This window comes from Photorhabdus viridis, assembly GCF_040256935.1.
Classification (GTDB): Bacteria; Pseudomonadota; Gammaproteobacteria; order Enterobacterales; family Enterobacteriaceae; genus Photorhabdus; species Photorhabdus viridis.
Genome location: NZ_JBEJZY010000089.1, coordinates 1 through 5,942 on the forward strand (window position 1 = coordinate 1; position 5,942 = coordinate 5,942).

Sequence of the window (5,942 nt, forward strand, 5' to 3'; positions counted from 1 at the left end):
TAACCACGGTGTCAACACCCTGCGCCAGTGGGCAATGCCTTTTTTCTCCAGGGTGGAGGCCAGCCGATACAAAAAATCATGGGCATTCTCGAGCAACAGTTGCTGCATCCCTCGCTTGCGTATCGGGTCAATCAACTGTTGCAGCTGAGTCTCCACAATCTCGGGGGTACAGCGTTCAGGAAAAAAGCTGCCCACCGCCTGAGTCACCCGCCCTTCCTGTGACCAGAGACTGTGACACACCTGCCACAAATAGACGGGTGCCTGCCAGTGCAACTGTTGGGCCTGTTTCTGCAACATCCGCAGGGCTTTATCTATCCAGACCGGCTGCGCGCTTTGTTGTTCGGTCAATGCCCAGACGATACCGTTGAGCGGACGGAAACGGCGCAAGCGACGCAGGGCCGCCAGTTGCGCGGTATCGGGTTCAGTTTGCAAACTGCCGCCCCACAGCAGGAGCGTGCGATGGCCCTCCAGCCAGTGTTGCGTCGTCAGCCCCGGCGCAATGGCTTCCACGAGCGCCTTTTTACCTGTTACCAGTAAAATCCGCACTTTAAAACGCCAGAAATAACCATAGCGCCGACGAACACAACTTTTCAGCGCCCAAAAATAAGACGGCTCTTCGGAGGAAAGCGCTTTTCCCCGGAAAGTGTTGACAGGCATTTTCTGTGGGGGAGTCCTCTGTTTGCCGTCACGAATCAGGTTCAACAACCAGATAACACCCACCATACTGACTATCCAGACGACTATCTTGAGCGCCGGCGTATTTAATCCTAACTGATCCCCTCGGAGATATAGCAGCCCGCCTGACACCAGTGCTATCAGCAGGGTTATCAACCCCACCCCCAGATTACGGATAATAAATGCTTTAGACATAGGAATTTCCTGATGAAATTGCCGGGTTTACTGGGGAGACCGTCCCCAGTTGTAACGTAGCAGGCTGAGAAAGCAGAAAAAGCTGAGGGACATGTTGGTATTCTGCCATCCTCATAGCGAGCGTCAGGGTGAACCAGTCAGTGAAATCCCCTGATTTCCCCAGCCAGTGGCTCACACACTGGTGAGCCGGCATGACCGGGGCTGTCGTCACCTCCGGTGACAACGAAGAGGTCAACACTTGATTCAGCTGGATAAGTAAGCGATCTTTTATGGCGGGATCAACATCGTTGTCCCACAGCGTCCCCGCCGTGACAGCCGGGCATTGATAATGCAGAAACCGGGCGATATCCCATTGAGCATCATCAGGCGTTGTCGTCATTGTACGATGCAAACAACATTTTGCCGGCAGCGTAGAAGACGATGCGGTTAATAACCAGGCCACTGCGCCATCACTGGCCCTGCGGCGCCCATCCTGACTTTCCCACGACCAGGTGATTATCAGCATCAGATCCTGGCTTTCCGTCACCAGCCAGTCATTGAGTTGGCTGGCATAATCCGATTTCAGCACGACCGGGCCTTGTAACTGCGACACAGAAAACCCCAGCTTTTGCCAAACCTGGCAAAATTGCTGCCAAACGGTTTCTGCGACCGGTAATGGGAAATAGAGAGTCAACTGACGGCGAGTAACATGTTTCAGCAAACTGTGGCGCATCGGCCCTAACACCTCTTCAAACAAGCGGGTATACCCCGGAAAAGGCGGTAAGATCAGAGCGCTATCGCCATTGACTAACACCGCACTGTCCGCCGGGGAGGGGACTTCCGGCGGAAAAACCGCCTGATAATCCACGACCTTCATGCCCTGTGAAGCCCACGCTTGCCAATACGCTTCCTGCCAGGCATTTTCCTGCATCAGTCGCTCCGCCTGCTCCAGCTCCACGCCGTAACGAAAAAACTGCCAACCGGCTATCAACCCGAACACCATCGTGGTTCCTATCACCGCAACCACGGCGTAGAACACGCTACGGGGATCTTCAGACACGTACCAAAAACCACTGGCAGCCACCACCACGACAAAACAGATCAGACTGAACCACCGCCGCCAGAGTGACCAGTTCAACGATGCTGGCCGGTGCACAACATGCGGTTCCGGAATTTCCCAGGTCATCACGCTTCCCCTCCGGTCCCCATTTTCGATGTACTGGCAATGACATAACAACCGCATTGACAAAGGGCTTTATCAAAAGCGACCGGCTTGCCATCAGAGATAAATTGGGCATTGGCTTTGACAATACGGTTAATCCCATGCCCTTTCAGCGGACAGCTGACTACATCATGCAATAACGCGGCTCTTTTACCGTCAATCTCTATTGAGGAAGAAGCGGAAATCACTTCACCGCCGCTGCTGAGTTTATCACCCAGGCGAATAATGCCTTCAAACATAATGACTCCGGTATAATTAAGAATAAACTTTTCACCTCTCAAGAGCGGCAATAATTATTGTTGATTACCCTGATTATTTGACGCCGCCAGCGACAGCGTATTAACGACTTTTTCCAGATCGGCTCTATCAATAAATTTCGTTGAACACACGATGTCGATTTTTTCCTTTAACTTGACGGAAACAATCACTTTATTTTTACGTTGTTCAACTCGCTCAATACATCCATAAGGCAAAAAAATCGTTTTACTAAAAGTGGTCGGGGTTAACAAAAAGCCGTCCTCTTTCTCGGCAAAGAAATAACGATCTTTTATTTTACGATATGAGACATAATGCATCACTGCCATCGTGATACACGTACTACTTAAGCCTTTAATCAAGAGTAAAATAGCCCCGCCGCTCCAAATTAACGCTTTGTATCGATACTCGTCCCGCAAAAAACAAACCGCGCTATCCGGGACTGGATTATTCTCACATTCAGTGAAGGAGAAAAGTGCCACGCGTTGAATCGACAATAAACACCCAATAAAATAAACCACCCCCAATGGAAAGACACTGGACACGATAAAAGAACTGATTTTTGCATACTTCGGCATTTTGATAATAATAAATAAATTAACAATTTGCAGGAAAATGAAAACCTGTAGCACTTTATCCACGATAAGTAACTTATCAACCACACTTTGTAATTGATAAGAAAGATCATCATAACTGGCATAAAGTGCTCTGGTCGCCGCCAGTGAAACCAAACATATTAATACATTAATGGCAAAACCGACGAAAACCATTTTATAGATCTGTTTCATAAAAAAACCTTAATTTACACAAAATTACCTATTACTCGAATAGTATTAGATAACATTTTACCTTCGATAATGGGTTACTGATTTTTTCAAAGTCAGAAAGTTTATTCATATCTCTACGACCAGTCATAGATAATCCTGATAAATCCATATCAATTACATAGCTACTTGAATTAGTAATAGTAGTAATGGCTTACGAAATAATACTTATCTGGCAACACTATTCCACTCTCTTTACTGGGTTCCCTATCAGGGGAATTAGCCTTAATTTCCTTAAGCCTTTTTTTTGTTAATCGTTCAAGATTAACCTCTGTAGGGTCTGGGAATCCTAAAGCAGTGAAAATAGCCTCAGCCAATCTGAATGAAGGTTTTGGGTTTCTCATACAGGAAATATAGATGAAGGGCGAAAATACTACTGCCATGATAATACAAAATAAAGACACATATTTTATATATTCGAAAATATCTTCTCTAATAAAGAAAACACCGACTAACATGTACATCACCCAAATAACTGAAGAGCCATACCAGGTCCCACGTATCTGATATTTAGCGTTTGCATGAATACCCTGTTTGCAACGCGGGGTCATGGAAATAATCCTTAATTCGGGATTAGCGATAGCATAAACCACATAATATCCCGCCTGCTCCGTCACCGCTAATTCAACGTAATCACCCACTTTTGCGGCGGTAAATCCCAGCCAACCGTGGAAAGGAATACCATTGATTTTTCCCTGCACAAAATCACAAACATCACCCAGCCTCACTTGCGTCTGTGAAGTCACCGCCGCCGCTGAACTATTTCCTACCATTGCCAGCAACAGTGCTCCAAATTGATCCCGCTCCTCCTTGCGGGCAAAGGCGGCAAGATCATATTCCCGATCGGAAAAATAGCCTCTCACACAGAGCGCCTCAAATTCTTCCAATACCCCACTGACTTTGATTAATGGCTTACGCGGCGGTAATTCCGGCGGGGGCGGCTCTTTTGCTAAAATGGCATCCAATGCCGGAATTTGAGCCTGAACCTCCGCTATTGCTTTTTCCACTTCGGCTCTATCTTCAGGGCAGCGCTGAATCCTTTCTCGCTTAACCGCTATTCGTGTATTAAGACTACTTCTCTGACTTTTTATTTCCTTAAAGTCAATAGCGTCTTTAAAAGGGCGACTGGTACTCATGACAAATCCTTCATTGCATTAGCAAAGCCTTTACGTTGTGCTTCATACAGCGTATTTCGCTGTGATTCAGAGTCAATAAATTGGGTTGATTTCAAGCTTTTTGCCGGCTCCAAACCAAACACACAATTCCGACACCATTTTTGTAACTCATTATCAGAAAAATACGTCACTAACTCTTCGATAATAAAAATAACGAGCATCGCCTCCCAACTGCACAGCCAGGCAAGATATTCCCATGCCAAAAGCCTTGCCGTTCCTTCAAGAAGTAAGTTTTTAGGCGCAAGCAATGCCCTTTCAACTAATACTTTTAATAAGCCATTTAATGCTTTGGTAAATTGCATAAAATCAGCGGCGCCTTTAAGACCGTAAAGACCAATAAACTGCCAGCGCCTTTGACCATACCATTCAGAAAACGCGTCACTGATATCGACACCAAAATTTAGTGCAGAAGCAACGGTCCCAGCACTTGCCCCAATAAACTTAATGGAATCAGTCGCCGCCACATTTTTTATGCCGTGCTCAACTGCCGGGGTCACAATCTCCACCGCGGTACTCAGTGTACCTAAAAACGCCGCAGTCACCTGGGCGTGGTCTTTTGTATCCCCCTGACTCTCTTTTAACTGATTGGCAAACTCCAACCCGTTGAAAATCAAAACCAGTAATTTAATCCGCGATTGCTTTAATGCGGGTTCTCCTTCCGCACTTTGCGCGAATTCTTTAAAATCACGGTTATAGTTATTTTTAGTTTCAAGGCGAGCATCCGATCCCGATGCCTTCAGCGCCTTCAACACCTGCTGCCTAAACTCATCGCCATCTTTAAGCTGTGAGACCGACAATTCAACCGCCTGATCAAACGGCACGCCGGAAATCACCGAGAACAGCGTTTTACTCAGCATTTCATTCCGGCTGTTCAGCACTTTCCCTAAACGGGTAAAGTTAAAGAACCGGTCACCCAGCGTGACCAGTCGCCGGTCACAATGCAACATCGCACGGGCAAATGAGCTGTTGGCTTTAAGCGGTTTTTCCAGCGCTTCATTCGCCTTATCGTAAGCCTCGACCAGTTTCCCGCTCAATGACGACACAACGCCCATAAATTTTTCAATGTTTGCCGGTTTCACATCCCCCTTACTCATGGCCATCTGTTGCAAAAATCCGCTCATTTCCGCCATCACGTCCGGGTGATTCAGCAGTAATGAGCGCCAGACAATATTGCTCTCCGATAAGGTTGAATACTGGTCGATTAAGCGGTCCAAAAATGCGCTGCCAGTTTCAGTGATATTCAGTGAAGCCATCGCATAATCCACCGCTTCCCGGTAATTCAGGTTATCCGCCAGCCGGGTTGAATAAAAATCCCGGCAACAGGTGATAAACCGACGCTCCTGGAGCCAGCTCACCCTGAACTGGGCCAGTTGCTCCAGCTTTTTCGCCACTTCAGCACAAAAATCGGCATACTTTTGGTGAAATGCCTGTCGTTTAGCCAGATTCAGCTCTTTCGTGTATTTCTCCCAATCATGGGCAACAGCTTGCTCAAAAGCGGGCTCATTCGCTTCCACCATGATACGAGTCACATTCTCTCTGAGCTTAGCCTTCTGCTGATCAGAAAAAACCCCATACTCCTTCTGCTTAGTGACTTCAAGAGCTTTATCAATCCGCCCT

5 protein-coding genes and 1 pseudogene are annotated in these 5,942 nt (G+C 47.1%); all 6 read right to left on the minus strand.

Translation table 11 applies throughout. The features are described 5' to 3' along the window. Positions 1 to 870: pseudogene (locus tag ABR397_RS21625) on the minus strand (ImcF-related family protein); the annotation flags it as partial. Then, positions 863 to 2,035 carry a hypothetical protein gene (locus ABR397_RS21630; RefSeq protein ID WP_350307520.1) on the minus strand — a complete coding sequence of 391 codons (1,173 nt, stop codon included), beginning with the start codon at positions 2,033 to 2,035 and terminating at the stop codon, positions 863 to 865. The gene ABR397_RS21630 and the pseudogene ABR397_RS21625, both read right to left, overlap by 8 nt. Next, positions 2,035 to 2,310 (minus strand): PAAR domain-containing protein, encoded by a 276-nt coding sequence (locus tag ABR397_RS21635; protein WP_262978618.1) that lies wholly within the window; start codon positions 2,308 to 2,310, stop codon positions 2,035 to 2,037. The genes ABR397_RS21630 and ABR397_RS21635 overlap by 1 nt, the downstream gene beginning before the upstream one ends. Before the next feature lie 54 nt (positions 2,311 to 2,364). Then, entirely contained in the window at positions 2,365 to 3,114 is a 750-nt protein-coding gene (locus tag ABR397_RS21640; RefSeq protein WP_350307521.1) for a hypothetical protein, read from the minus strand. Between the two features lie 170 nt (positions 3,115 to 3,284). Next, positions 3,285 to 4,286 (minus strand): putative type VI secretion system effector, encoded by a 1,002-nt coding sequence (locus tag ABR397_RS21645; RefSeq protein WP_350307522.1) that lies wholly within the window; start codon positions 4,284 to 4,286, stop codon positions 3,285 to 3,287. After that, positions 4,283 to 5,942: T6SS effector BTH_I2691 family protein (locus ABR397_RS21650; RefSeq protein ID WP_350307523.1), on the minus strand; the 1,660-nt coding region annotated here is incomplete at its 5' end. The genes ABR397_RS21645 and ABR397_RS21650, both read right to left, overlap by 4 nt.